Origin of the sequence: Bacillus sp. LUNF1 (genome assembly GCF_011008975.1) — a bacterium.
In the GTDB taxonomy this organism is placed as follows: Bacteria; Bacillota; Bacilli; order Bacillales; family Bacillaceae; genus Bacillus; species Bacillus velezensis.
On sequence record NZ_CP048876.1, the window covers coordinates 263,037 to 288,601 of the forward strand.

Annotated in this window: 24 protein-coding genes and 1 pseudogene; 18 read left to right on the forward strand and 7 right to left on the reverse strand. The window is 48.8% G+C overall.

Annotated features, from left to right (window positions below):
• Positions 1-142 precede the first annotated feature (142 nt).
• Complete coding sequence (locus G4O42_RS01470) at positions 143-526, reverse strand: DUF2512 family protein (protein WP_003156684.1); 384 nt, start codon at positions 524-526, stop codon at positions 143-145.
• A gap of 153 nt (positions 527-679) precedes the next feature.
• Here G4O42_RS01470 and G4O42_RS01475 point away from each other — a divergent pair, with 153 nt between their 5' ends.
• From G4O42_RS01475 to tatC, 4 genes are all read left to right on the forward strand, one after another.
• On the forward strand, positions 680-1,108 hold the full coding sequence (locus G4O42_RS01475) for a cell wall hydrolase (RefSeq protein ID WP_032872720.1): 429 nt from the start codon (positions 680-682) through the stop codon (positions 1,106-1,108).
• Between the two features lie 262 nt (positions 1,109-1,370).
• Complete coding sequence (locus G4O42_RS01480) at positions 1,371-3,122, forward strand: alkaline phosphatase D family protein (protein WP_032872722.1); 1,752 nt, start codon at positions 1,371-1,373, stop codon at positions 3,120-3,122.
• Between the two features lie 12 nt (positions 3,123-3,134).
• Positions 3,135-3,332: a twin-arginine translocase TatA/TatE family subunit gene (locus G4O42_RS01485; protein WP_003156681.1), complete on the forward strand. Its 198-nt coding sequence runs from the start codon at positions 3,135-3,137 to the stop codon at positions 3,330-3,332.
• 61 nt (positions 3,333-3,393) lie between these two features.
• Positions 3,394-4,119, forward strand: coding sequence for a twin-arginine translocase subunit TatC (gene tatC / locus G4O42_RS01490; protein WP_007409026.1), 726 nt, complete (start codon positions 3,394-3,396; stop codon positions 4,117-4,119).
• On the opposite strand, the gene pcp is transcribed toward tatC, so the two are convergent.
• Complete coding sequence (pcp, locus tag G4O42_RS01495; protein WP_032872725.1) at positions 4,116-4,763, reverse strand: pyroglutamyl-peptidase I; 648 nt, start codon at positions 4,761-4,763, stop codon at positions 4,116-4,118. The two genes, tatC and pcp, sit on opposite strands and share 4 nt — an antisense overlap.
• A 71-nt stretch (positions 4,764-4,834) precedes the next feature.
• Between pcp and G4O42_RS01500 the strand changes: the two genes are divergently transcribed.
• Positions 4,835-5,962 carry an aminotransferase class V-fold PLP-dependent enzyme gene (locus G4O42_RS01500; protein WP_032872727.1) on the forward strand — a complete coding sequence of 376 codons (1,128 nt, stop codon included), beginning with the start codon at positions 4,835-4,837 and terminating at the stop codon, positions 5,960-5,962.
• A 35-nt stretch (positions 5,963-5,997) separates the two neighbouring features.
• On the opposite strand, the gene lmr(B) is transcribed toward G4O42_RS01500, so the two are convergent.
• Positions 5,998-7,437, reverse strand: coding sequence for a lincomycin efflux MFS transporter Lmr(B) (gene lmr(B), locus G4O42_RS01505; protein WP_032872729.1), 1,440 nt, complete (start codon positions 7,435-7,437; stop codon positions 5,998-6,000).
• 37 nt (positions 7,438-7,474) lie between these two features.
• On the reverse strand, positions 7,475-8,041 hold the full coding sequence (lmrA, locus tag G4O42_RS01510; RefSeq protein ID WP_032872731.1) for a transcriptional regulator LmrA: 567 nt from the start codon (positions 8,039-8,041) through the stop codon (positions 7,475-7,477).
• A 177-nt stretch (positions 8,042-8,218) separates the two neighbouring features.
• Here lmrA and G4O42_RS01515 point away from each other — a divergent pair, with 177 nt between their 5' ends.
• The 4 genes and pseudogenes from G4O42_RS01515 to G4O42_RS01530 all read left to right on the forward strand — a co-directional run bounded on the left by G4O42_RS01515 (position 8,219) and on the right by G4O42_RS01530 (position 12,424).
• Positions 8,219-9,334, forward strand: a complete 1,116-nt coding sequence (locus G4O42_RS01515; protein ID WP_032872734.1) for a type II asparaginase — start codon at positions 8,219-8,221, stop codon at positions 9,332-9,334.
• Between the two features lie 195 nt (positions 9,335-9,529).
• Positions 9,530-10,174 (forward strand): lipase EstA, encoded by a 645-nt coding sequence (gene estA / locus G4O42_RS01520; protein ID WP_032872735.1) that lies wholly within the window; start codon positions 9,530-9,532, stop codon positions 10,172-10,174.
• A 137-nt stretch (positions 10,175-10,311) separates the two neighbouring features.
• A complete protein-coding gene (locus G4O42_RS01525; RefSeq protein WP_032872737.1) occupies positions 10,312-11,382 on the forward strand; it encodes a helix-turn-helix domain-containing protein in 1,071 nt (356 codons plus the stop codon).
• A 129-nt stretch (positions 11,383-11,511) separates the two neighbouring features.
• A pseudogene (locus G4O42_RS01530) lies at positions 11,512-12,424 on the forward strand (aldo/keto reductase).
• 43 nt (positions 12,425-12,467) lie between these two features.
• Here the strand turns inward: G4O42_RS01530 and G4O42_RS01535 are convergent.
• Positions 12,468-13,463, reverse strand: coding sequence for a DUF5105 domain-containing protein (locus G4O42_RS01535; protein ID WP_032872739.1), 996 nt, complete (start codon positions 13,461-13,463; stop codon positions 12,468-12,470).
• Between the two features lie 126 nt (positions 13,464-13,589).
• Between G4O42_RS01535 and G4O42_RS01540 the strand changes: the two genes are divergently transcribed.
• Together G4O42_RS01540 and G4O42_RS01545 are read left to right on the forward strand one after the other, a co-directional pair.
• Positions 13,590-14,990, forward strand: a complete 1,401-nt coding sequence (locus tag G4O42_RS01540; RefSeq protein WP_032872741.1) for a YcdB/YcdC domain-containing protein — start codon at positions 13,590-13,592, stop codon at positions 14,988-14,990.
• Between the two features lie 200 nt (positions 14,991-15,190).
• Complete coding sequence (locus G4O42_RS01545) at positions 15,191-16,549, forward strand: YcdB/YcdC domain-containing protein (protein WP_032872743.1); 1,359 nt, start codon at positions 15,191-15,193, stop codon at positions 16,547-16,549.
• Here G4O42_RS01545 and G4O42_RS01550 read toward each other — a convergent pair.
• Positions 16,546-17,049 carry a peptidoglycan L-alanyl-D-glutamate endopeptidase CwlK gene (locus tag G4O42_RS01550; RefSeq protein ID WP_032872745.1) on the reverse strand — a complete coding sequence of 168 codons (504 nt, stop codon included), beginning with the start codon at positions 17,047-17,049 and terminating at the stop codon, positions 16,546-16,548. The two genes, G4O42_RS01545 and G4O42_RS01550, sit on opposite strands and share 4 nt — an antisense overlap.
• A 109-nt stretch (positions 17,050-17,158) precedes the next feature.
• On the opposite strand from G4O42_RS01550, the gene G4O42_RS01555 reads away from it, so the two are divergent.
• The 6 genes from G4O42_RS01555 to G4O42_RS01580 all read left to right on the forward strand — a co-directional run bounded on the left by G4O42_RS01555 (position 17,159) and on the right by G4O42_RS01580 (position 23,630).
• A complete protein-coding gene (locus G4O42_RS01555) occupies positions 17,159-18,280 on the forward strand; it encodes a response regulator aspartate phosphatase (protein ID WP_032872747.1) in 1,122 nt (373 codons plus the stop codon).
• A gap of 116 nt (positions 18,281-18,396) precedes the next feature.
• Positions 18,397-19,176: a glucose 1-dehydrogenase gene (locus tag G4O42_RS01560; protein WP_032872749.1), complete on the forward strand. Its 780-nt coding sequence runs from the start codon at positions 18,397-18,399 to the stop codon at positions 19,174-19,176.
• A gap of 83 nt (positions 19,177-19,259) precedes the next feature.
• Positions 19,260-20,939, forward strand: a complete 1,680-nt coding sequence (locus G4O42_RS01565) for a glycoside hydrolase family 13 protein (RefSeq protein ID WP_032872751.1) — start codon at positions 19,260-19,262, stop codon at positions 20,937-20,939.
• Positions 20,940-21,123: 184 nt separating this feature from the next.
• Positions 21,124-22,083 (forward strand): metal ABC transporter substrate-binding protein, encoded by a 960-nt coding sequence (locus G4O42_RS01570; protein WP_032872825.1) that lies wholly within the window; start codon positions 21,124-21,126, stop codon positions 22,081-22,083.
• Between the two features lie 54 nt (positions 22,084-22,137).
• On the forward strand, positions 22,138-22,833 hold the full coding sequence (locus G4O42_RS01575) for a metal ABC transporter ATP-binding protein (protein WP_021495283.1): 696 nt from the start codon (positions 22,138-22,140) through the stop codon (positions 22,831-22,833).
• Positions 22,791-23,630 (forward strand): metal ABC transporter permease, encoded by an 840-nt coding sequence (locus G4O42_RS01580; RefSeq protein ID WP_007409044.1) that lies wholly within the window; start codon positions 22,791-22,793, stop codon positions 23,628-23,630. The genes G4O42_RS01575 and G4O42_RS01580 overlap by 43 nt, the downstream gene beginning before the upstream one ends.
• Before the next feature lie 45 nt (positions 23,631-23,675).
• On the opposite strand, the gene G4O42_RS01585 is transcribed toward G4O42_RS01580, so the two are convergent.
• Positions 23,676-24,671 (reverse strand): LLM class flavin-dependent oxidoreductase, encoded by a 996-nt coding sequence (locus G4O42_RS01585; RefSeq protein WP_032872754.1) that lies wholly within the window; start codon positions 24,669-24,671, stop codon positions 23,676-23,678.
• Positions 24,672-24,946: 275 nt separating this feature from the next.
• On the opposite strand from G4O42_RS01585, the gene G4O42_RS01590 reads away from it, so the two are divergent.
• Positions 24,947-25,543: a TerD family protein gene (locus G4O42_RS01590; RefSeq protein ID WP_003156649.1), complete on the forward strand. Its 597-nt coding sequence runs from the start codon at positions 24,947-24,949 to the stop codon at positions 25,541-25,543.
• Positions 25,544-25,565 lie beyond the last annotated feature (22 nt).

Below are 25,565 nucleotides of genomic sequence, written 5' to 3' on the forward strand. Positions count from 1 at the left end.
AAGCAAGGCTGGGCAAGTGGGAGTGCTTTTTCTGCACCTGAAATCAAATGAATATATAAAGAAACAGCACAAAACAAAAAAGCTTGCAGAAAAAACATCATTTTTTCTACAAGCTGAAGGCCGTTATCCGGCCTTTTTTACGTTATTCGGACCGGGGTTCTAAAAAACGGGACCCGCCCAAGTCTTTTCTCATCAGATAAATATGGAAAAAATATTCTCCGACAGCGATGATGACGGCGGAAATAAGAGCGGCAAACGCCAGTCTTCCTCCGGAAATGCCCATGGACAGCGGCATTCCCATCAGCCAGACAACAAGAAACGCGATTCCGAAATCAGCGGACGCCGCCGTGATATTATTCCATCTCGGAAGCACGTACAGGTCGCCCGTAAAGTAGGAAACGGCCCCCAGCACAATGGTCATCAGCAGCACGTCGCCGAATGTAAAGCGAAAACCTAAGCCGAGTATCAGATACAGAATAATGATGGTCATAATGCCTTTAATGGCAAGCGCTTTAATGTGTTCCATGCGAATTCCTCCTTATGGAAATCATGTTAGTATGTTTCCTCATAACGAGAAATATAAACCCTTTTTTCGTGAACATTTGTTTTCTGGCTTTTGGCTGTCATCACTGGGCCGCTGCTGAATATGATGAAAGGAGAAAATACGGGAGGTGTCATGATGGCAGTCGTAAAAGCGTCGAGCGCAGATGTCAATCTAATGGCAAGGCTGCTCAGGGCGGAAGCGGAAGGCGAAGGGAAGCAGGGAATGCTTTTGGTCGGCAATGTGGGAATCAATAGGGTGCGGGCGAATTGTTCTGATTTTAAAGGCCTGCGCACCATCAGGCAGATGGTGTTTCAGCCGCACGCGTTTGAAGCGGTGACTCACGGATACTTTTACCAGAGACCGCGTGAATCCGAGCGGAGGCTTGCCCGCAGGAACATTAACGGAGAACGGTTTTGGCCGGCTAAATTCAGCCTGTGGTATTTTAAGCCGCCGGGCAACTGCCCGCAGACTTGGTATGGCCAGCCGTTTGTCGCCAGATTCAGATCCCACTGCTTCTATCAGCCGACAGGTGAGACGTGCGAAAACGTGTACAATACATTTTAATCCCGGACGCACCGTTCTTAGAATGAACGGTGTTTTTTAATTTTTTGTGAAGAAAAATAGGAAAAAAGTGCGCTTGACGGATGACAAGCCAAAAAGAAACAGAGGGGGTTTTCTCCCGGCGGGGCAAGGTTTGTCGAAACAATGTGAAAAATGTCTCCCGCCGTCCATTTTTCAGCCTTACAAACCCTTCATACTTCTTCATAGCGGTTTAACATTTCTTTTTTATAATAAGGGCGATCAATGAGACGAAAGGGGAACTGACATGACACATGACGGCCGTTTAGATGAATGGATCAAGGAATTGGAGAACAAAAGCTTTCAGAACAATACATTTGACCGCCGCGCATTTATACAGGGCGCCGGGAAAATCGCCGGTCTTTCCCTCGGGTTAGCGATCGCGCAATCCATCGGCGCGTTTGAAGTGAATGCCGCTCCGAAATTTTCAAACTATCCGTTCACCCTCGGCGTAGCCTCCGGCGACCCGCTGTCTGACAGCGTCATTCTCTGGACGCGTCTTGCCCCTGACCCGCTGAATGGGGGCGGCATGCCGAAGCAGGCCGTGCCGGTAAAATGGGAAATCGCCGCTGATGAACATTTCCGTCACATCGTCAAACGCGGAACGGAAATGGCCAAGCCGAATCTCGGACACTCCGTCCATGTCGAGGCGGACGGGCTCAAGCCCAATAAAGTGTACTATTACCGGTTTAAAAGCGGGCATGAGCTCAGTCCCGTCGGCCGGACGAAAACGCTGCCCGCTCCCGGCGCTGACGTATCCGCCATGACGTTTGCATTTGCCTCATGCCAGCAGTATGAACACGGCTATTATACGGCGTATAAACATATGGCGAAGGAAAAGCTTGATCTCGTGTTCCATCTCGGAGATTACATTTATGAATACGGACCGAACGAATATGTGTCAAAAACGGGAAATGTCAGGACGCACAGCAGCGCTGAAGTGTATACACTGTCAGATTACCGCAACCGTCATGCCCAATACCGCTCTGATGCCAATCTGAAAGCCGCCCACGCCGCATTTCCGTGGGTCGTGACGTGGGACGATCATGAGGTGGAAAACAATTATGCCAATATTATCCCTGAAAAAGGCCAATCCGTTGAAGCGTTTGTGCTCAGGAGGGCCGCAGCTTACCAGGCTTATTATGAACACATGCCGCTCAGGCGCATGTCATTGCCGAACGGTCCTGATATGCGGCTGTACAGGCAATTTTCTTATGGCAATTTGGCATCGTTCAATGTGCTTGATACAAGACAGTACAGAGATGATCAGGCCAACGGCGACGGGAATAAGCCGCCTTCTGATGAGTGGAGAGACCCGAAGCGCACATTGATGGGGACAGAACAGGAGCAATGGCTCTTCGGAAATTTAGCCGCGTCAAAAGCGAAGTGGAATGTGCTGGCGCAGCAAATCTTTTTCGCGCAATGGAATTTCGGAACAACCGCCAATCCGATATACAGCATGGATTCATGGGACGGCTACCCGGCTCAGCGGGAGCGGGTCATCAATTTTATAAAAAGCAAAAACCTGAACAATGTCATCGTGCTGACGGGTGATGTTCACGCAAGCTGGGCGTCAAACCTGCATACCGATTTTAATCAAACGAATTCAAAGATTTTCGGAGCCGAATTCGTCGGGACTTCCATTACATCTGGAGGAAACGGGGCGGATAAACGGGCCGATACGGATCAAATCTTAAATCAAAACCCGCACATTAAGTTTTTCAACGATTACCGCGGCTATGTCCGCTGTACGGTGACCCCTGCCCAATGGAGAGCGGATTACAGAGTGGTGCCGTACGTGACGGAGCCGGGGGCTGAGGTATCCACGCGGGCTTCATTCATTTATCAGAAAGACCAGACGGGGATTCGGAAGGTCTCTCAAGCTGCGGTTGCAGGCGGTTTAAAGCAGTCAAACGAGGTGGAAGAGGATCGTTTCTTCGCCCATAACAATGCGCATGAAAAGCAAATGAGAAAGAAACGGGCCAAAATCTCACAATAAGGAGGCACACTCATGTTTTCAAATATCGGCATTCCCGGGTTGATCCTGATCTTCGTCATCGCTCTCATCATTTTCGGACCTTCAAAGCTTCCGGAAATCGGCCGTGCCGCCGGCCGCACGCTGCTTGAATTTAAAAGCGCCGCAAAAACATTGGTCTCAAATGAAGAGCCGGACAAGCAGACAGCTGAGAAAGACAAAACGGCAGGCTGAATCCTGACATGGGGGCAGACGAATCCGCTTCTGCCTCTTTCTCTATAAGGAGGATGTACGATTGGATAAAAAAGAAACCCACTTGATCGGGCATTTAGAGGAAGTCCGGCAGCGTCTCATTAAAACCGTTATCGCCTTTCTCGTATTTTTTATCGGCGCCTGCTGGTTTGTGCAGGATATTTATGACTGGCTGATCAAGGATTTGGATGGCAGGCTGGCCGTTTTAGGGCCGAGCGAGATTTTATGGGTGTATATGATGATTGCGGGAATATGCGCCCTTACGGCAACGATTCCGGTTGCCGCTTTTCAGCTCTGGCGTTTTACGGCGCCGGCTTTGACCCCGTTTGAACGCCGCGCCGCTTTGCTTTACATTCCGGGGCTTTCGGTTTTGTTTATTATCGGAATTTCCTTCGGGTATTTTGTGCTGTTTCCGATTGTGCTCGGATTTTTAACACAATTATCCGCCGGCCATTTTGACATGGTATTTACGGCGGACAAGTATTTTACCTTTATGCTGAATCTTACATTGCCGTTCGGATTTTTGTTTGAAATGCCTCTGGCCGTCATGTTTCTGACACGGCTCGGAATCGTGAATCCAACCCGGCTGGCAAAGGCGCGGAAGCTTTCGTATTTTGTGCTGATCGTCGTCTCGGTGCTGATTACGCCTCCGGATTTTATGTCTGACTTTCTCGTCATGATTCCGCTGCTCGTCCTCTATGAAATCAGTGTGACGCTGTCCCGCATTGTTTACCGGAAGAAATGGGCCGAGGCGCCGTCTGCAGCTTAGTGAAGTTCGCCTCCGCCGGTCTCAATATCGTCCTCATGCGCCGCGGCGGTCACCGCGGCGATTTTGAGCGCTTTTGTCACGAGATCCAGGCTTAGGCTCGGCGCAGACTTCTGCAAGGTTTGCTCCGGAATGTACGGGATGTGTATAAACCCGCCGCGGATGTGCGGATGGCGGCAGGCGATTTCATCCATCAGGCCGTAAAAGAGGTGATTGCATACAAACGTCCCCGCCGTGTAGGATACAGCCGCGGGAATGCCTTCCTTTTTGATTTCCTCAACGATCCGTTTGATCGGAAGGCCGGTCCAATAGGCCGCGGGACCGTTTTGAGAAATGTTTTCCCCGACAGGCTGGTTTCCTTCGTTATCCGGTATACGCGCCTCATTGAGATTGATCGCGACCCGTTCCGGCGTGATCTGCATTCTGCCGCCTGCCTGTCCTACACAGATGATAATGTCAGGCTGATGCTTTTTGATCGCCTCGCGCAGCACAGCAAGGGACTTATAAAAAACGGTGGGCACTTGTTCAGATACGATAGAGGCGGGGCCCTCAGCGGCACCGTCCAGCCGTTTGACCGCTTCCCATGAAGGATTGACCGTTTCCCCGCCGAAGGGGTCAAAGCCTGTCAGCAATACTTTTTTCTCCATATAAAACCCTCCTTTTCTTTTTACCATACTCTATAATGGACATATATTCCTGCCGAAGGGGGAAACACGTCTTGAATTCGCCTCTGGTGCAATACCGATCTTTATTTCCGGCGCTCCGCACACATACGATGCTCGCCAGCTGCTCTCAAAGCGCTCTTGCCCTGCCGGTTTCAAAAGCGATCAATGACTATCAGGAAAGCCTGCTTCAGGATGGCGGAAACTGGGAAGAAGCCATTGGACGAACGGAGCAGGCAAGGTGTGAATTTGCGAAATTGATCGGCGCCCATCCTGAAGAAATTGCCGTTTTACCTTCAGTAACGGCTGCTGTCTCTGCCGTCGTTTCCGCTTTACCGGATTGCCGAAAGAAACAGGCGGTGTATACGGAATTGGATTTTCCGGCGATCGCCCACATTTTGAAGGCACAGACTGAGATGGAGCTTTCAGTCGTGCCGTCTGAAAATGGAATGATCCCGTTAGAGCGGTATGAGACGTACATATCGGAACAGACGCTTTTCACCTGTGTGCCCCATGTGTCATATACGTCCGGTTTTGTCCAGGATATGAAGCGCATTGCCGAGATATCCGCAAAGAAGGGATCGCTTCTTTTTGTCGATGCTTATCAATCGGCGGGGCACATCCCGATTGATGTAAAAGAATGGGGAGTTGATATGCTGGCCGCGGGTGCGAGAAAGTATATGCTCGGCATACCGGGAACGGCGTTTCTTTATGTCAAAAAGGAACTTGCCGAACGGCTGAAGCCGAAAGTCACCGGGTGGTTCGGGCAGCAGCGGGCGTCGATGCTGGATTTAACCCGTTTTTCTTATGCGGACGGAGCCAAACGCTTTGAGACCGGAACCCCGGCATTTATCAGCATATATGCGGCACAGGCGGCTTTATCTCTAGTAAACGATGCCGGCACAGACCGCATTCACCAAGAAGTAAAAAAACTCAGCGCATTTGCGTATGAATACGCTTCTGAAAAAGGACTGAATCTCACAGGGCCGCCGTCTGCCGATGACAGACCCGGCATGATTTCCATACGGGATGAAAAAGCGGCGGAAACGGCTGCGCTGTTGAGGCGGAAAAACATCGTATGCGCACCCAGCGGACAAATCATCCGGCTGGCGCCTCATTTCTATAACACGGCCGATGATCTGATCTATGCGATTGATGAACTGGCTGAAGCGCGCGGTATATAAAAAAACAGCAGACTCACTGGGAGCCTGCTGTTTTCTTATGAGTGATTCACTTTGACCCGTTTCATAAAGAAAGCGCTGATCAAGCCGATAACGGCGACAATCATTGCGAAGATAAAGGCGTGCTGGACGCCCGCAATCAGCGCGTGAGAGTATGCGGAAGGATCATTCGGGTTTTTCGCGGTGCTCATATAATCCTTCTGGCCGGCAGCCATGATGCTGACCGCCACCGCAGTGCCGATTGCGCCGGCCATCTGCTGGAGCGTATTCATAATGGCCGTTCCGTCCGGATAAAATTCCGGCGGCAGCTGGTTTAAGCCATTCGTTTGCGCCGGCATCATGATCATGGAAATGCCGATCATCAGGCATGTATGAAGCGCGACAATCAGAAGTGCCGTTGAAGCGGCGTTAATGTTTGAGAAAAACGAAAGCACAGTTGCCGTGATGACAAATCCGGGAATGACAAGCCACTTCGGCCCGTATTTATCAAACAGACGCCCCGTCACCGGAGACATAAAGCCGTTTAAAATACCGCCCGGCAGCAGGATGAGCCCGGACGTAAACGCCGTCAGCATCAGTCCGCTTTGTAAATACATAGGTAATAGAAGCATTGTCGATAAGATAACCATCATACAGATAAATACAATCACGACACCGAGAACAAACATCGGATAGCGGAAAGCGCGCAGATTCATCATCGGCTGCTTCATTGTCAGCTGCCTGATGGAAAATAAGATGAGCGCGATCGCACCGACAGTGAGCGAACCGATAACCGTCGGGCTTGACCAGCCGTCTGATCCTTCGCCCGCATTGCTGAATCCGAATACGATGCCGCCGAACCCGATCGTAGACAGAATAATGGAAAGCACGTCAATTTTCGGTTTTGTAATGTCAGACACGTTCTGCATGTAGGCGATGCCGAATAAAAGAGCCAACACAAGAAACGGCAGGGAAATCCAGAAAATCCAATGCCAGTTCAAATGCTCTAACACAAGCCCTGAAAATGTCGGACCGATCGCAGGAGCGAACATGATGACAAGCCCGATCGTCCCCATCGCCGCTCCGCGCTTATGCGGCGGGAAGATGACGAGGATTGTATTAAACATCAGCGGCAGCAACAGCCCGGTTCCTAAAGCCTGCACGATTCTTGCCGCCAAAAGAAACGGAAAGCTCGGCGCAAGCGCTGCAATCAGCGTACCGATAATGGAAAAAGCAAGTGAAACGATAAACAGCTGTCTTGTCGTAAACCATTGCAAAAGCAGACCCGATACCGGGACAAGTATACCGAGAACGAGCAGATAGCCCGTCGTCAGCCACTGGACGGTCGCAGGAGTGATATGTAACTCCTTCATCAGGTCAGTCAGGGCGATATTCAGCGCCGTTTCACTGAACATGCCGATAAACCCTGCCGTCAGTAAAGAAATCATGATCGGCATGACTTTATATTGTTTGGAAGGCTGAGCATTTTCCAAAATCATTCTCCTCTCTTTCTATACGTACAATGTCTCTCGTATTTTATGTCTTCAGCAGGTTCGGGATTTGTTTAGAAATATGGAGGATCGGCATTTTGTCTTTTTTGGCTAAGGACACAATGATGCCGCCTTCTATCATGGCATTTAAAACAGTGCTGATTTCCGCCGCTCTCTCATCAGAAAAACCGGCTGATCTCAATTTGCCCGCGAACAGATTCTCCCATTCCTGATAAGCGCATTGACAGGCCTGCCGGAGCTTTTCGCTCTTTAAAGCCGTCTCGGCAGCCAGTAAACCGACAGGAAACCCTTCAAAGTTCTCCGGACATGTGAATTGGCTTGATAAGTCCTGTAAAAACGCTTGAATGCTTTCCGCAGGATCAGGATGGGCATCAAGGCTTTCTTTTATTTTCATACGGATATAATGGCTCATTTCATTGACAGCCTCAATGGCGAGCTGCTCTTTGCCGTCCGGAAAATGATAGTAAAGAGAACCTTTCGGCGCACCGCTTTCTTTAATAATCTGATTCAGCCCCGTGCCGTAATACCCCTGAAGCTGAAACAGCCTGGTTGCCGCGGCGAGGATTTTTTCACGAGAATCTCCATAGCTCATAATGTTCCCACCTTACTGATTTTTGACAAATTTAAAATATAGTGACTGGTCTATTATCTTGATTTCGCATGACGGTGTCAAGGTTTTTTAACGGTTATTTTCTTCGGAAGAATGCCTGACAAGCGTGTTGACCGATGAGAGGAAAATCTTCATAAATAAAGAAAAGGAGAGAAAAGAATGAAAAAACAATTCATGCCCTTCATTACATTTATCACGGCTCTGCTATTCCTCGCGGCCGGCTGCTCCCAATCTCCTCAAACGAAAGAAACACCGCCCCAGATGGCAGCCGCAGCCTCTGCGAAAAAAGACGGACTTCCGAATATTAAAATTCTTGCCACCGGCGGCACAATTGCAGGCGCTGCTCCTTCAAAGACGTCCGCTACGGAGTACACGGCGGGGGCAATCGGAGTTGATGCCCTGATTCAGGCCGTTCCGGAGATAAAAGAGATCGCGCATGTGAGCGGAGAACAGGTTGTGAATATCGGCAGCCAGAATATGAATAACGAGACACTGCTGAAACTTGCAAAACGGGTAAACAAGCTGCTCAAGTCTGATGATACAGACGGCATTGTCATTACACATGGAACAGACACACTTGAGGAAACCGCCTACTTTCTCAATCTGACGGTCAAAAGTGACAAGCCCGTTGTTGTCGCCGGGTCAATGAGGCCGTCCACGGCGATCGGAGCGGACGGGCCGTCCAACTTATATAGCGCGGTAAAAACAGCGGCTGCGCCTGATGCGAAAGGCAAGGGGGCGCTTGTCGTATTAAATGACAGAATCGCTTCGGCGCGTTATGTGACAAAAACCAATACAACCGCGGCCGACACATTTAAATCGGAAGAAATGGGTTATATCGGAACAATTGCTGATGACGTCTATTTTAATAACGTCATCACCCGAAAGCATACGAAGGATACAGATTTCCAGATAGATAAACTCGATAAACTGCCGCAGGTCGATATTATATACGGCTATCAAAATGACGGAAGCTATCTCTTTGAAGCCGCCGTAAAATCAGGAGCGCAAGGCATTATTTTTGCAGGCTCGGGAAACGGCTCAATGTCTGATGCGGCGCAAAAAGGCGCCGTAAAGTCGGTCAAAAGCGGGCTGGCGGTCGTCCGCTCCACAAGGACGGGAAACGGAACGGTAACACCTAATCGAGAGTATGAAAAAGACCATTTGACAGCTTCAAACTCTCTCAACCCTCAAAAAGCGCGGATTCTTCTGATGCTTGCGCTGACAAAAACGCATGACCCTAAGCGGATTCAAACCTATTTCAATGAGTACTAGGAGAAGAGAACCGGGTGTTCTCTCCTTTTTTGGTCTGCCGTATTAAAGCATAAGCGTGCTTTCGGGATAGGGGCGTCTTTCTCATTTTTCCGCTCTTTTTAAATTGTTGAAAACAGTAAAAAATACACTATTTTTTCCTTTTCTCCTCTAATAGAATGAAAACTGCAAAAATATTACATAGCAGGAGGAAAGTTCATGAAACAAATAAAAAACAAAATTCTAGTCATCCTTACAGTCTGTATGCTGTCCGTCATTTCCGTATTTGCCTTCCAGCCGACCGTATCGAAAGCCTCCTCAGGGCATAACCCTGTTGTCATGGTCCACGGAATCGGCGGGGCGTCCTTTAACTTCGCGGGAATCAAAACATACTTGGCATCCCAAGGCTGGTCAAGAAAAGAGATGTACGCCATTGATTTCTTAGACAAAACCGGAAACAACAGACATAATGCGCCGAGACTGTCCAATTACGTGAAAAAAGTGCTCAGCGAAACAGGTGCGAAAAAAGTCGATATCGTCGCGCACAGCATGGGCGGAGCCAACACGCTCTATTACATTAAAAATCTTGACGGCGGAGACAAAATCGCAAACGTCGTCACACTCGGCGGAGCGAACGGCCTTGTGACCAACCGGGCGCTTCCGGGGACTGATCCGAACCAAAAGATTTTATATACATCGATTTACAGCTCAGCGGACTTAATCGTCCTGAACCCGCTGTCACGGCTGATCGGCGGGAAAAACGTGCAGATTCACGGTGTCGGACACATCGGACTTTTGATGAACAGCCAAGTAAACGGGCTGATTAAAGAAGGTCTGAACGGCGGCGGACAAAATACAAATTAATAGTTTCAAAGCCCCGGAGAATGAGAATATCCCGGGGTCTTTTTTTTCTTCCATATTCTTTTTTCGCCGTAAACCAAGCCCTCTGAAGTTATTTTTGTTAAAATAATAAAGTTATATCAGAATTCGGAGGGTTTATTGTGGGAAAAGTGAAAAGAAATGCCCCTTGCCCATGCGGCAGCGGGAAGAAATATAAAAAATGCTGCGGAAGCAAAGAAGCTGCCATTCCGGCAGACATCGCGGCAAAAGAAGCGAAACAGATTCAGGAAAGCCTAATGGAGTACGCCTTTACAGCACATAGAGACGGCATATCATCATTTATTAACCAGCACGCGTTCATTACGGAGCTGGACAGACAGACAAAAGACATCGGAGTCTTCAACCTCGGCATCTGGGGAATTTTCTTCCGTCCGCTGGCAGGCGGCAAGACGATTTTTGAAGAATATCTTCAGAAAAAAGCCGGCGGCATCAACCGCCCGAAAACACGGGAAATCGTTGAATCATGGAAAAGCATGACACCTGCCGTTATGGTTCTTGAAGATGTGAAAGAAGGAATGATTCACTTTGAAGATGTGATGACGAAAAAACAATTCAAAGTGGAAATGGACGTCAGCCAGCAGGATCTTCCGCCGGCGGGAAGCCTGATTCTCGGCTATCCGATCCACGAAGCGGAAAAAGCCGAGTTCTTCATGCAATTTACGATCTTCCCTGTGAAGCGGGCCGAAGCTTTGATCAGCAAAGTGAAAAAGGCGGCGGCCCCGGCCCTTGCGGAAGGAAAATCGCCTGAGCGCTTTATGCAGGAAAACTTCGACACTGTGCTGGCCGCTCTTTTAGGATCGGCGGAAGAGCCTGAGCAGGCTGCTGAAGAAAAACAGACAGAGTGGGCGAACGACATGGAGAAGGAAACGGCGGACGCTATTGAAAAAGGCCTGAGCGGGGATGAATACCCGGCTGAGCTGGTTCCGGCCGTAATTGATCTGTGGAAAACGTTCTGTGTCAAAAAAACACCGACGATCAGAAAGCCTGAAGCTTTCGCAGCGGCGGTCGAATATTACGTGAACAGCATTTCTCTGAACGGCGCGTCCGTTTCTCAAGCGAAGCTGGCGAAGAAGTACGGCGTCAGCGCCTCAACGATTTCCAGCCGCTATAAGGAAATCGAGGGTGCTCTCACGGATGAAGCCGAACGCTTCGCCGCAGCTCTGACATCTTAATACACAGCAAAAAAACCTTGAAGGGCAAACGCTTTTCAAGGTTTTTTCTATAGATAGGCTCTCAGGCAGGATAATTCTTACCGTCTATCTAATACTAAACAGAGCGATAAAAGGAAGGGAGCCTGAGCCATGGATGAGACACGTACGCTGGGCAGGACGGGTTTACGGGTAAAGCGTATCGGCTTTGGCGCTAATGCGGTCGGAGGACATAATCTGTTTCCGAATCTTAATGATGAAACGGGAAAAGAACTCATCCGCACAGCGTTGGACGGCGGCGTCAATTTTATTGATACGGCGTTTATATACGGTTTGGGACGTTCCGAAGAGTTAATCGGTGAAGTTGTCGCAGAGCGCGGCGTGCGGGACAGTCTCGTGATTGCGTCAAAAGGCGCGCATAAAGAAGTCAACGGACAAATCGAGCTGGACAACAGCCGTGAATTTCTCCGGAGTGAGGCGGAAAACAGACGTGATCGATTTGTATTACGTCCACTTCCCTGACGGCAAAACACCGCTCTCCGAAGTGGCGGGCACACTAAAAGAACTGAAGGACGAAGGGAAAATCAGAGCAATCGGCGCGTCCAATCTCAGCTTCCGGCAACTGCAGGAGTTTAACGCCGACGGCTATTTAGAGGTTTTTCAATCGGAATATTCACTGATTCAGCGTGAGGCGGAGCATGATCTGCTGCCTTATTGTGAAAAGAACGGCATTTCCTTTATTCCTTATTTTCCGCTTGCTTCCGGCTTGCTGACGGGAAAGTTTACAAAAGACACAGTCTTTGAGGACAGCCGAAAGAACAGGCCGCCGTTTCAGGGAGAAGCTTTTCGCCAAAATCTGGAGCGAGTGGATAAGCTTCGGGCCGTTGCGGAGGAAAAAGGGGAGCAGACAGCGCATATCGCACTCGCATGGCTTCTGTCGCAGCCGGCGGTGGATGCGATCATTCCCGGAGCCAAACGCCCTGACCAGCTGAAACACAATCTGGACGCGCTTCATGTGCAGTTAACCGAGGATGAGGTTCAATATATCAGTGACATCTTTAAGTGAAAATAAAAAAAGGAAATAGCCTGCGCTATTTCCTTTCTTGTTGTCAGGACGTTTTCAAAAACGCTTCTGTCAATCCTTCCAGATCGGCGTCTGTATCCAGATACCACTGGCCGCGGGCGTTTTTCTTCATCTCGATTTCTCTTGTAACGGAAGAAGAAGCCGGTTTCAGGCGCATAAACTCTTCCGGATAGACAGAAAGCAGGTGGCTGACAATTTCGTTTTCATCAGCATCGGGGTGCTTTCCGGCATAGTCTTGCACGCGGTCTTGCAGCTGGCCCGCAAGCGGAGACATATCAAGCGGCGTCACTTTTGCTTCAAGGACGGCTTTTTTGCCTGACATGGATTTGGTATGCACCTTGAGCTCTGTGTTATCCCGCAGCGCTGATGACATGGCGTCAATAATAGCGGAAATGGCTTTTGGATCCGCCTGTTCTTGTGAAATGCCTGCTGAGGTGATAAAGCTGGCTTTCGCCGATTCCTGATATGCGGCGGCCGTCATTTTTTCATTTACCCCGGTCAGGCGGGTGAAATCTTTATTGTGTTTGCCGTACAGCATCACATCAATGTAGGCGGATAATGCGTCCGCCGGGTCAGGTACTGCTTTTGAGGCTGTGCCTTTGACTTTCAGTTTATAAGATAAAGGCTTCGCGTCTTTTGCCTGCGGCTGATATACCAATTCATATGATTTGCCTTCGTCAGCCGTGAAGTACAGATTGCCCGTCACTGTCTTACCAGCATGAAGCGTGCCGCTCTGCATCAAGTCTTCCTTATCGGTCTTGGCTGTTTTCGCGTCATCCTGATAAAGCGAGAAGTCGCTGCTTTTGACGGTAAGCGGGTCTTTGCCCGTATTTTTGACGGTGACCGTTACTTTCAGCGCGGCCGGATGTTCAGTATCGTCTGAAGCGGCCCACGCCGTCTCTTTTATTTTCACTTTCGCCGTGCTGCTTTCCTGGCCGCTGCTCGTTTCGCTGCTGCACGCGGCGGTAAATGCCGTGAGAAGCAGAATGAAAAACACGGCGCTCATTTTTTTGATGGACATCTGGTTTACCCCCTGTTGTTAATGATTAATTCGATAGTCATGAAGATGGACAGGTTAATTATACTAGTTTTGTATAAAAGAGTCTTGGTAATCATCAATCTTTTTGGAAGAAAAGGAAGTGTTATGATGAAAAAAGAAGAGTTGAAACAGCTGGCTCTCCGAATCGGAAACGTACCTGCCCGCTACGAGAGTAATGTGGAAGAATACCAGGAAGATGAGGTTCTGTTTTGGTGGGAAGATAAGAATGATCCGGAAGCCGGCATCATGGTCGAATTAGACCGGGACGGAAAACTGAAATACTTATCCCGTCCGGCTTTCCGGACTGATCTGCCGCCTCTTTCGGAATCGGACATAGAAAAACGGATGCGGGCGTTTTTAGAAACCCATCGTCCGGGGGCATTGGCTGAGTTTGAATTGGAAACAATCGGCTCCGCAAATGATGGCGATGTGAGATATTCCTATGTTCAGATGGCTGACGGTCTGCCGCTTCCGCTGACCGGGTTTTACGTCGACCTCTCTTTGACAGGGGAAGTAACCGGTTTTTCTTACCATGGGAAGGCCGATGATCTTGTAAGGCCCGGGACAATTGCGGACAAGCGGGAAGCATTGGCTCACTTTGTCAAACATATAGAAGCAGAGCTGTTGTTCACCGTCCTGCATCAGTCCGTCTATATGCAGGGGGATGACAAGCCTCATCTCGTCTATGAAATCGTGTCTCCGACGCGGCCGATATCGGCCGACCTGAAGGAAGAGAATGAAGAAATAGACGAATATGAAGAACTGGAAGACGACACGCGGCCGTATGTCCCGATTTCACGCCCTGCACCTGAAGCGGAAAAAATGAGCATCAATGACATGATCGGGCTGCACGACGGTTTTTATAAAGAGAGGGAAAGCGATCTTGGGGACGGCCGCATCGGCATTGCCTGGCGTCCTGAAAAAACAAAATCCGTACGGGAAGATAAAAGCTTTGAAAGTCTGTTTAAAGAACGGAATGAACACGTATTGAAAACAATGCAGGATAAAGAATCGGGCCGGCTCGCCGGAGTGATGTCATTTATACATAGTGAAGGCGAACCGGTGTTTTCTGAGGAAGAATGCCATCACATGGCCATCCGCTTTTTATTCGCCATGTTTCCGGAAGCGGATCAGTATTTCCGGGTTCAATATGATGAACCGGATGATGAAGGAGAAAACGCAGGGCTTACATTTAAGGCTTGTTCGGGCGGTGTTGATTTGCGATTCGGAGAGGGGAGAATCTGTGTCAGCAAAAAGACGGGTCTTGTCACTGTATATATGCCGCCGGAAATTGATCCGAAAGAGCTCGAGGAAATCGATCCCGTTCCTTCATTGACATTGGGAGAGGCGAAGGACGCGATCCGCCGGGCCATCAAAGCAGAGCTCGCTTGGGATCGTTGTTACGATGACGACAGCTCCGGGAAAGTGTACAGGCTCGTATACAAACCGGTTTTCCCGCGGTTTATTGAGGCTCATACGGGAGAAGCGATCACGAGTTTAATAGGCTGAAGGTCATGGGCGTTCGTCCCGGGGGTTTCACGGGGAGTGTGACATTTGTATGAAAAAGTGCCGCTCTGAATACGGCTCTTTTCCCTCTTTGCTAAAAATAGACACATAAAAGGCACTTTCTTCCCTTTAAAAGGATAAGGGCGTTTTTATATAATTAAAAACAGTTCTTTTTTATACACTCTTCTGAAAGGATGACCCCATTGCTGAAAGAACATCTGAGAAAAAAAGCGCTGGAGATCGGGAACATACCGCCGCACTATGAGCTTGAAATAGAAGATTATGATGAAAAACAAAAAACGAGAGCCTATTATATATGGAAAAATCGTAACCATCCGGATAAAACGGTCACGATTGAGCTGGGTGACGACGGATCTTTGCTTACTTATTCACGCAACGACTGCCCGAGTTCAGACATGCAGCTGTCAGAAGCCGAATTAAAGCTGACGGCTCTTCGGTTTGCGGCGAGACACCGCCCGCTTACTTTTATGAATTTCATCTTTCAGGCGAGGGAAGAACGCAATGGGTGCATCCGATTTATCTATACAAAAAAAGTGCTCGGCCGGCCGCTTCCCGATTCAGGTTTTTTCGTTGATGTAACCAGGAGCGGCTTCGTCGTGCAGTTTATCTATTACGGGGATAAGGGTGAAGCGCCCGTTCCGGAAACATTCGTCGATCGGGAAAAAGTCGTCTCGCATTATATGAGTGTGCTGACATTCAGTCTCGTCTATGATGTGGTCAATTTTGAGAAAATACCGCGTCTCGTCTATGAACCGATTCTGCCGGCTTACAGCTATCCGGCCGGTGAAGATGATATCGTGCCGGATCAGCAGCTTTGCGAAGACAGGAATGAGCCGGCAAAACCGCTTCCCGCGTTTGAACATAAACGGGAAATCAGCCTGGATGAATTAATGGGGTTTACCGCGGATATGGTTCAGACGCGCCGGCGTGATCTCGGGGATGAGATCGGAACGACATGGCGGAAAGGGTCGGTTCCGGAACGGAAAGATTTGAGTATCGAAAGCTATTTTGAAAGCAGCAACAAAAATACAATGAAGATGAAAACGGACAAAAAGACAGGGAAAATGACAGCCTTTAAATCTTTTATTGAGCATCAGGGCCCGGCCTTTTATTCTGCGGAAGAGTGTGAGGCCGTCGCGCTTCAATTTTTATACAAGCTTTATCCGAGAGCGGACGAGTTTTTTAAAATGAACCCGCTGAAAACGGACGGAAGGGGCAGGTTCCGCTTCCATTTTTCCATATGGCATCAGGATATTCCGCTGCGGTTCGGCGCTGCGAGAATTCTTGTCAGTCCCGTAACGGGGCTTGTGGAAGCTTACATGGCGCCTGACATTGACCCGGAGCAGCTGGAGAAGATCAATCCGGTGCCGGCCGTTACTCCCGAAGAAGCAAAGGCCGCTTTTTTATCCGATTTCCATCTGCGGCTGGAGTGGCAGCGCGATTTTACGCCGTCCGGCAATGAAGGATATAAGCTTGTGTACAGGCCTGTCTATCCTCCGTACATTGATGCGCAAAAGCGAAAAAAGAAAAGGTTTTATTAGCCAGGGATCATTTGTAAATGAGGATAATCTTTAAAGCCTCTCCAATCGCCTCCCCAATCAAAACCGAGCGTTTTGGCAATCGATACGACCTCAAGCCAATCGGGCGTGCCGTTTCGGTTTCCGTCGTACGTCATATCCCAAATCAGGCTTCCATCTTTTTTTTGCAGGGCGAAGTCGATCGCAAGGCCGTAATTGTGGTAAGATTCCCCTCCTTTTGCGTAGGTGACGATATTTCCTTTTTTTGAACGTCCTTGACGGTACAATTCGTTTTGTTCCTCAATTGATCTGAAACCCTCTGTGATAACGACGGTGATGCCTTTTTTCAGAGCGGCCGTCTGCAATAGCTCCGCATTCTGCCTCACGAGCGGATGAAGAGCGCTTGGAATGGCTCTATCTTGTAATGCCGTCTGCGGCCTCAATTCTTTCTGCACATAGGAAAAACATAGGTCTGCGGAAAAGAAGAGGATCAAAAGCAGCGCAATTCTGACTGGTCGTTTCATGGTGAATTCTCTCTTTCTTTAATTGATTAAAATCTTTGTTTGCTCACTGCCATAAATTTGCTATGATAAAATATAACATAATTAGTAGCCGGAGGAAGGAGGCAAATCTATGAAATCCAAGATTCCATCTGAAGAAGTGGCCGTAAAGATGAATGAATGGTATAAGCTGATCCGCGCGTTTGAAGCCGATAAAGCTGAAGCGCTGAAGCGGGAGATTCAATATGAACTCGAAGATATGGAAGAGAACCAGGATTTATTGTTGTATTTTTCATTGATGGAATTTCGGCACCGCATCATGCTGGATAAATTAAAACCCATGAAAGACGGCGACTGCCAGCCTCCGTTCTCTGAAATGCTCACTGAGATTGAGATGAACCAGCAAAAGCTGACCGGCTTACTGGAATATTATTTTTACTATTTCAGGGGAATGTATGAATTTAAGCAGAAAAACTTCATCTCAGCGATTTCTCATTATAAGCGGGCTGAGGAAAAGCTTGAATATGTGGAAGATGACATAGAGAAAGCCGAGTTTCTGTATAAAATTTCTGAGGTGTACTATCATATCAAGCAGACTTTCTTTTCGATGAATTACGCGGGGCAGGCGCTTGATATTTACAAGAAATATGAATTATACGGAATGAGAAGGGTGCAGTGCAAATTTATCATTGCCGGAAATCTGATGGACGCCCAGCAGCATAAAAAAGCGCTGGAATACCTCGAATGCGCCTTGGAACACGCGGAGCGGCTTGATGATCAATATATGATTGCTGCGGCCTATTATAATATCGGGCACTGTATGTACAGTCTGGGTGACTTTTGCAAGGCGGCGGAGGATTTTGAACGGGCGGCTGCCGGATTTGAAGCACACAGCTTCCGGCAGGTCATCCAGGCTGTTTTTTCACTCACACATATCTACTTTAAAACGGAAAAATACAGTGAAGCCGCCGCCAGCTGCGCGCGGGGCATGAGAAGCGCTGCGGAGTGGGAAGATGAGATCTATATGACGAAATTCCGTCTGATTAAAGAGCTTTATCAGGGGGAAGGCGGACAGGATTCGCTCAAAGAGTATTTTGACGTTCTGGAATCAAAAGAGCTGTTGGCTGACACGGAGGAACTGCTTCAGGACGCGGCTCATTTCTTTCATAAACGGGAGAACTACAAAGCGGCATCTTATTTTTTCAGCAGGCTTGTCGGCGTGCAAAAAAGGCTGCAAATGAACAACTACGCATAATGAAAAAAAAGAACGAGGGAGCTTCGGTTTCATCGTTCTTTTTATGATCTCTTTTGTTTTCAGCTGATTAAAACCGGGTACATGCTCTGTATTAACATCAGGGAGGAAAAGAGACAATGTATCAGGATTTACAGGGAAAAACAGCAATCGTAACAGGTTCTTCGAAAGGAATCGGAAAGGCCATTGCCGAACGCTTCGGCAAGGAGCGGATGAATGTGGTTGTGAATTACCTCGGTGATTCCACCGGAGCGGAAGAAGCGGCGGACATCATTGAGAAAGCGGGAGGCAGAGCCGTCACCGTAAAAGCCGATGTATCCTCAGAAGAAGGGATTCAGGCGCTGTTTCATGCCGCGCAAGAGCATTTCAGGGGTGTGGACGTGATGGTCAACAATTCCGGTTTTAACGGGACCGAAGCGATGCCCCATGAAATGAGCCTGGAGGATTGGCAAAGGGTCATCGACGTCAATGTGACCGGCACCTTTTTGGGGGCGAAAGCGGCACTGAAACATATGCTCGAGAGCGGCAAAAAAGGAACGGTCTTAAACATATCGAGCGTTCATCAGCAAATACCCCGCCCTGAAAACGTGCAGTACTCGGCATCCAAAGGCGGGATCAAAATGATGACGGAAACGATGGCGCTCAATTACGCAGACAAAGGCATCCGGGTGAATGCCATCGCTCCCGGCACGATCGCCACGGAGTCCAATAAGGATCTGGAAGATGAAACACATAAACAAGCCCAGCTGAAAAAAATTCCGATGAACGCCTTCGGAAAACCGGAAGAAGTCGCCGCGGCCGCCGCATGGATGGTGTCGGAAGAAGCGAGTTACGTGACCGGAACGACACTTTTCGTCGACGGAGGCATGACGCTTTATCCGTCTCAGCTGGATAGATAAAAGAGGAGGGGAAACCTTCTCTTTTTTGTTTAGAGCAGGGTCATAAAGGAAATGGTTTTCTAAAAAAACAGGGGGATCGCAAGATGGCGAATGACTGGTGGAAAGACGCCGTTGTCTATCAAATCTATCCGCGAAGCTTTCAAGATACGAACGGCGACGGCATAGGCGACCTGCGGGGGATTATCGCGCGTCTCGATTATATAAAAGAACTTGGCGCTGATGTGATATGGATCTGCCCGATTTACCCGTCGCCAAACGTCGATAACGGCTACGATGTGACGGATCATCAAGCAATTATGGAATCTTACGGAACGATGGAGGACTTTCACGATCTGCTTACAGAATGCCGCAGCCGCGGATTAAAGCTTGTGATGGATTTCGTCTTAAATCATACCTCCACGGAGCATCCTTGGTTCAAAGAGGCGGAAATGAATCCGGACAGCAAATACCGCGATTATTATATTTGGCGGCCGGGCACCGCGGACGGCCCGCCGACCGATTGGGTGTCGGATTACGGACAATCCGTCTGGCAGTACGAAGAACATACGGGCGAATATTACCTGCATATGAACGCCGTCAAACAAGCCGATCTGAATTGGGAAAATCCCGAGGTTCGGCAATCAGTGTACGAGATGATGAGATTTTGGCTCGATAAAGGCGTGGACGGATTGAGAATAGACCAGCTCCATCTTCTGTCAAAAAAAGAATATTTGCCGCCATATGAAGACTACATCGCCCGCCGGGCCGATCCGAAGCCTTTCCGGCCAAACGGGGCACGGATACATGATTACTTAAAAGAAATGACGAAAGAGGTATTTTCCAAATATGACGTGATGTCGGTCGGCGAGGCCGGATCAGTGACGCCTGAGGAAGGGCTGGTCTACACGGGAACCGATGAGCATGAACTGAATATGATTTTTCATTTTCAGCATATGGAGCTTGATCAAAAGCCGGGCCAAGAGCATTGGGATGTAAAACCGCTTGAGCTGTCCGATTTGAAAAAAGTGCTCACAGACTGGCAGGAAAAACTGGAACATCGAGGCTGGAATACGCTGTATTGGTGCAATCATGACCAGCCCCGGATCGTATCCCGTTTCGGAGACGAAGGCACATACCGCAAAGCATCCGCCAAAATGCTTGCCGCCCTGCTTTATTTCATGAAAGGCACGCCGTACATTTACCAGGGGGAAGAAATCGGCATGACAAACGCTCCGTTTGACAGAATAGAGGATTATCAAGATATTCAGACCGTCAATATGTATCATAAAAGGGTATTTGAAATGGGCCGCAACAGGGAAGAAGTCATGGCGTCCATTATGGCGAAAAGCCGGGACCATGCCCGTACACCGATGCAGTGGGACGGCAGCAAGAATGCCGGATTTACGGAGGGCGAACCGTGGCTCACGGTCAATCCCAATTACAAAACCGTCAATGCGGCCGAGGCTCAGGATGATCCCGATTCTATATTGAACTTTTACAAAAAACTGATCCGCCTGCGAAAACAGTATGCTGATATCATAAAAGGCAGCTACACGCTGCTGCTTCCTGATGACCCGCAGCTGTTTGTGTATGAAAGACAGGCAAACGGACAAAAACTCATGTCCATCAGCAACGTATCGGAAGAAGAAGCCGTCTTTTATTGGCCGGATGGCTCCGAACCTGAAAGGGCCGAGCTGCTTCTCAGCAACTATGAAAATGACGGCGGCACGGGATCCCGCATCACATTCCGCCCATACGAAACAAGAGTTTATCTGCTTGCCTGATATGTGATATGACGCCCCCGTCCATACATGGCGGGGGCTTTTTAGGTAAATCGGATATCAATTTAGAAAAAAAATCTTGCAAAACGTAATTACTTCGTTTTATTATGGTATAGGTAACAAATGAACGAGAAAGTACGCTTTGGAAATCGTCATCATTCTGATTTACAGAACAGGGGGAAACGGCTTGTTTAAAAAATGGAGCGGAATCATTGTCATTGCGGCATGCTTTTTAATCGCGGCGGGCTGCGGCAATTCATCTTCAAAAGGTTCGTCAGGTTCTTCAAAAAGCGGCAAACTGCACGTCGTGACGACCTTTTATCCTATGTACGAATTCACGAAACAAATTGTCAAAGACAAAGGCGATGTAGACATTCTCATCCCGTCTTCGGTCGAACCCCATGATTGGGAGCCGACGCCGAAGGATATCGCCGGCATTCAAAACGCCGATCTTTTCGTATACAACAGCGAATATATGGAGACATGGGTTCCTTCAGCGGAAAAAAGCATGGGCTCTGATCATGCGAAGTTTGTAAAGGCGTCAAAAGGAATTGACTTACTCGAAGGTTCGGATGAAGAGGAAAAGGAACATGGACACGGCGGTCATGACCACAGCCACAGCATGGACCCTCACGTGTGGCTCAGCCCGGTTCTTGCGCAAAAAGAGGTCAAAACCATTACGGCACAGATCGTAAAACAGGACCCGAAGAATAAAGCATACTATGAGAAAAATAGTAAAGAATATATTGCAAAACTGCAGGATCTTGATAAACTATACCGTACAACATTAAATAAAGCGGCGAAAAAAGAACTGATCACACAGCACGCGGCATTCAGCTATCTCGCTAAAGAATACGGCTTAAAACAAGTCGCGATTGCAGGCCTTTCTCCTGAAGAAGAGCCGAGTGCGGCCAAACTGGCGGATCTCAAAACGTTTGCCAAAAAGCATGATGTGAAGATCATCTACTTTGAAGAAGTTGCATCGCCTAAAGTTGCAGATACACTTGCCGGTGAAATCGGCGCGAAAACGGAAGTGCTCAATACACTGGAAGGTTTAAGCCAAAAAGAACGGGATAAAGGCATCGGTTATATCAACATTATGGAGAAAAACCTTGATGCACTGAAAGATTCGCTATTGGTTAAATAACATAGTGTGCGCCGCGGGGTGCACACTATTTCTATGCGGGAAAGGAAGGTCAGCATGAATCTCGTTACATTAAAAGATATCGTTTTTGGTTATTCGCATACACCGGTGCTTGACGGCGTGTCGCTGGAAATCAAAAGCGGCGAATTCGTCGGCATTACAGGACCGAACGGCGCGTCAAAATCGACGCTGATGAAAGTCATGCTCGGCATGCTCAGACCTTGGGAAGGAACGGCCGAGATCAGTAAAAAAAACGCAGCCGGAAAACGCCTGACAATCGGCTATGTTCCGCAGCAGATTTCTTCATTTAACGCAGGATTCCCAAGCACGGTTCTGGAGCTTGTGCAATCAGGCCGTTATACGAAAGGAAAATGGTTTAAACGATTGAACGAAACGGATCACCACGAGGTGGAAAACGCGCTGAAGATGGTGGAAATGTGGGATTTCCGCCATCGGAAAATCGGCGATTTATCCGGCGGACAGAAGCAGAAAATCTGCATTGCGAGAATGCTTGCGAGCAATCCGGATCTGCTGATGCTTGATGAGCCGACAACCGCGGTTGATTATGAAAGCAGACAGGGTTTCTACGAATTTATGCACCATCAGGTGAAAAACCACAACCGGACCGTCGTCATGGTGACACACGAACAAAACGAAGTACAGCAGTATCTGGATAAAGTCATACGGCTTGAGAGGGGGGAAAAAGGCGGATGGAAATGTTTGACTTGGAATTCATGCGACGAGCTTTTCTAGCGGGAAGCATGATCGGAATTATGGCGCCGATATTAGGCGTATATCTCGTGCTGAGAAGACAGGCGCTGATGGCGGATACGCTGTCTCATATTTCATTGTCGGGCGTGGCCATCGGTTTTTTTCTCAGTACCAATATTACGGCGGCGAGCATCGTTGTCGTCACGATCGGAGCGATAGGAATTGAATACATGCGGCGGGCATACCGTACATATTCAGAGGTATCTATCGCAATCTTAATGGCGGCCGGGCTGTCGTTTGCGATGTTTCTGATCAGCCTGTCTAAAGGCGGCGCGTCAATGAGCATCGATCAATATTTATTTGGATCGCTTGTCACGGTCAGCCAGCAGCAGGTCTATATTATCGGAGGCATTACCCTGCTGATTCTGCTTTATTTCATTATATTAAACAGACCGCTCTATCTTCTTACCTTTGACGAGGCGACGGCGAAGACATCAGGCATTAACACAAACCTGCTGTCAATGTCATTCAGCATCGTGACGGGGCTGGCGATTTCGGTCATTATTCCGATTATCGGCGTGCTGCTCGTTTCCGCGCTCCTCGTACTGCCCGCGGCTTTTGCAATCCGTATCGCCAAAGGGTTTAAATGGGTGTTTGCGGCAGCCATTATTATTTCTCTTTTCAGTGTGTTCATGGGGCTGACGTCTTCGTACCAGCTCGGAACGCCTCCGGGGCCGTCAATCACTTTACTGTTAATCATTCTGCTTCTGCTCGGGTTTACGCTGCAGGGGATTTGGAATGCGTTTAAAAAAGGAAAAGAACGAAAAAACCGCCGTTAAGCGGTGCAGCAGTCTCATCTGCTGCTCCGTTTGACGGCTTTTTTTTTACAGAAATATATCAGCAAGACGCTCATATGACTCTTTTTTTGCTTCGAAATCAAAGACGTTGCACAGCACCATCATCTCTTTTGTCTGATACCGCTCGGAAAGTTCAAGCAGACGGCGTTTCACTGCGGCAGGAGAGCCGATCACCATCCGCTTCCTGTTTTCTTCTATCTGTTTACGGTCCTCCGGCGAATACGGATAAGCCTTCGCTTCTTCCACACTCGGCACGCGGCTGTCGGCGCCTTTTCCGACACGAAGAAGCCATAAATCCTGGCTTAAGGCGAGTTCTTCCGCTTTCTCATCCGTAGCCGCGCATATGACGAAAATGGCACAGAGCGAGGCGGGAGCGGAAAAGTGGGCGGAGGCCCGGAAATGGTCCCGATAGATCTGAAAAGCTTTTTCCCCGCGTTCCGGATTAATGAAATGGCCGAAGACATAGCCAGCACCTTGAAGAGCGGCGCGTCTGGCGCTGTTTTCCCCGAGGCCGAGCACCCAAAGCTGCGGGGCTGTTTCAATCAAAGGCGCTGTTTTTATTCCTGCATAAGCATGGTCCGAGGGAACTGAATCTGTCAGAAAGGATGATAAATCCTGAAGCTGCCTGTTAAACTCGGTCATGCTTTTCTTTACCCCGTCTGTGAGGGCGAGCCGGATTTTCGTTGTGCCGCCCGGTGAGCGTCCGACCCCAAGGTCAATCCGGTTCGGGTGCAGCGCCTCAAGCTGACGGAAAGTTTCCGCGACTTTATAGGGGCTGTACTGCGGCAGCAGCACGCCGCCTGATCCGACACGGATGGATGTTGTAGCTGCGGCGGTATGAGCGATCATAATTTCCGGCGAAACGCTTGCGAGCCCTCTTGTGCCGTGATGCTCGGCAAACCAGTACCGCTTATAGCCCCAACCTTCGCTGAGGCGGGCGAGCTCCGCGGAATGGCGGAGCGTCTCGTGCGGCCCGTTTCCTTTGGATACTGGCGCCTGATCAAGTATGCTTAAATCAATCACTCGTCTGCCCCTTTCCTGACATGTATTGATACAAGGATAGGAAAAATGTTCAGTCCTCGTCAATTTCTTTGTTTTTTCTATTCTCTCCGGAACGAAGGAGAATATAGGAAGTGATTTTTCGCCGATTTTCGCCAAAAATTCTTATGTTTTATGAAACTTTGATATAATAAAAGACGTATATCTTAATAAACACCGGGATTCTTGTCCCGGAATTTAGTAAAAATGCGCACTTGCGGCGTGCTTAGCGGCACCCTTACAGAATAGGAGTGAATCATATGGCGATCTCTTTACAAAAAGGACAGCGGATTGATTTAACAAAAGGAAAAGCCGGCCTGTCAAAACTGCTGGTCGGACTCGGCTGGGACCCTGTATCATCCGGGGGCTTTTTCGGAAAGCTGTTCGGCGGAGGCGGTGCCAATATCGACTGTGACGCTTCCGTACTGATGCTTGAAAATGATAAAATGACAGACAGCAAAAACGTCATCTATTTCGGCAATCTGAAAAGCCGGTGCGGCGGTGTCGTACATACGGGTGACAACCTGACGGGTGAAGGCGACGGCGATGATGAACAAATTCTCATCGATTTGGCGAAAGTGCCCGCTCAGATTAATAAACTTGTGTTTGTCGTCAATATTTACGACTGCGTCAGACGAAAACAGGACTTCGGCATGATTCAAAACGCGTTCATCCGCGTCGTTGATCAGGCTAATCGCGAAGAACTGGTGACTTACAATTTAAGAGATAACTATTCAGGCAGAACGAGCCTGATCGCGGCTGAAATCTACCGCGAGGACGGCGAGTGGAAATTCGCCGCAGTAGGAGAAGGCACAAACGATACAAAAATCGGCGATATCGTTAACCGATACGCCTAAACGATAAAAAGGAGAGTGCTCA

Bases quoted from the DNA above. Each gene is read 5' to 3' on its own strand.
- G4O42_RS01480 (WP_032872722.1), top strand. From the start codon at position 1,371: ATGACACATGACGGCCGTTTAGATGAATGGATCAAGGAATTGGAGAAC.
- G4O42_RS01590 (WP_003156649.1), top strand. From the start codon at position 24,947: ATGGCGATCTCTTTACAAAAAGGACAGCGGATTGATTTAACAAAAGGA.
- lmrA (WP_032872731.1), bottom strand. From the start codon at position 8,041: ATGAGCTATGGAGATTCTCGTGAAAAAATCCTCGCCGCGGCAACCAGG.
- G4O42_RS01565 (WP_032872751.1), top strand. From the start codon at position 19,260: ATGGCGAATGACTGGTGGAAAGACGCCGTTGTCTATCAAATCTATCCG.
- G4O42_RS01535 (WP_032872739.1), bottom strand. From the start codon at position 13,463: ATGTCCATCAAAAAAATGAGCGCCGTGTTTTTCATTCTGCTTCTCACG.
- G4O42_RS01475 (WP_032872720.1), top strand. From the start codon at position 680: ATGGCAGTCGTAAAAGCGTCGAGCGCAGATGTCAATCTAATGGCAAGG.
- G4O42_RS01550 (WP_032872745.1), bottom strand. From the start codon at position 17,049: ATGAAACGACCAGTCAGAATTGCGCTGCTTTTGATCCTCTTCTTTTCC.
- G4O42_RS01560 (WP_032872749.1), top strand. From the start codon at position 18,397: ATGTATCAGGATTTACAGGGAAAAACAGCAATCGTAACAGGTTCTTCG.
- G4O42_RS01540 (WP_032872741.1), top strand. From the start codon at position 13,590: ATGAAAAAAGAAGAGTTGAAACAGCTGGCTCTCCGAATCGGAAACGTA.
- G4O42_RS01575 (WP_021495283.1), top strand. From the start codon at position 22,138: ATGAATCTCGTTACATTAAAAGATATCGTTTTTGGTTATTCGCATACA.
- estA (WP_032872735.1), top strand. From the start codon at position 9,530: ATGAAACAAATAAAAAACAAAATTCTAGTCATCCTTACAGTCTGTATG.
- pcp (WP_032872725.1), bottom strand. From the start codon at position 4,763: ATGGAGAAAAAAGTATTGCTGACAGGCTTTGACCCCTTCGGCGGGGAA.
- G4O42_RS01555 (WP_032872747.1), top strand. From the start codon at position 17,159: ATGAAATCCAAGATTCCATCTGAAGAAGTGGCCGTAAAGATGAATGAA.
- G4O42_RS01580 (WP_007409044.1), top strand. From the start codon at position 22,791: ATGGAAATGTTTGACTTGGAATTCATGCGACGAGCTTTTCTAGCGGGA.
- G4O42_RS01485 (WP_003156681.1), top strand. From the start codon at position 3,135: ATGTTTTCAAATATCGGCATTCCCGGGTTGATCCTGATCTTCGTCATC.
- G4O42_RS01470 (WP_003156684.1), bottom strand. From the start codon at position 526: ATGGAACACATTAAAGCGCTTGCCATTAAAGGCATTATGACCATCATT.
- G4O42_RS01515 (WP_032872734.1), top strand. From the start codon at position 8,219: ATGAAAAAACAATTCATGCCCTTCATTACATTTATCACGGCTCTGCTA.